Consider the following 502-nt stretch of genomic DNA (forward strand, 5'->3'; position numbering starts at 1 on the left):
CATCGGCGCGGCCGGCGGCAAGCATCGGCCGCAGGACGTCGAGATCCTGGACCTGGCCGAGACCACGCACGATCCGCTGCTGGCCAACCTGCGTCAGCGGCTGCGCAAGTTCCATGCGGCGCCACGCGCCGGGAAGATGGGCGTGACCTGCGTGTTCTCGCGCGAGCCGGTCACCCGGCCGGAGGGCGTGGCGGCCTGCGACCTGGACGCCAACCTGAATTGCCATGGCTATGGCTCGAGCGTGGCGGTCACGGCCGGCTTCGGCATGGTCGCGGCGGCGGAGTTGGTGCGGCGTTATTTGAAGGCGCTTGCGCGGTCGCAAAAATCCGTCCTATAATCTGAGGCTCTGCTGAGGGGCAAACACCTCGAAGCGACGTAGCGGAGGTCGGGGCAACCCGGCCTTCACTGCTTGAAGTGCGGCTTCGGGTCGTTAGCTCAGTCGGTAGAGCAGCGGACTTTTAATCCGTTGGTCGCAGGTTCGAATCCTGCACGACCCACCACC

General features: G+C 66.1%; 1 tRNA gene and 1 pseudogene. Both read left to right on the forward strand.

The features are described 5' to 3' along the window. Nucleotides 1-337: pseudogene (locus FUT87_RS29240) on the forward strand (tRNA threonylcarbamoyladenosine dehydratase); the annotation flags it as partial. 87 nt (nucleotides 338-424) lie between these two features. Next, nucleotides 425-500, forward strand: a tRNA-Lys gene (locus FUT87_RS22980). Nucleotides 501-502 lie beyond the last annotated feature (2 nt).

The sequence above is a fragment of the Mitsuaria sp. TWR114 genome (assembly GCF_007997345.1).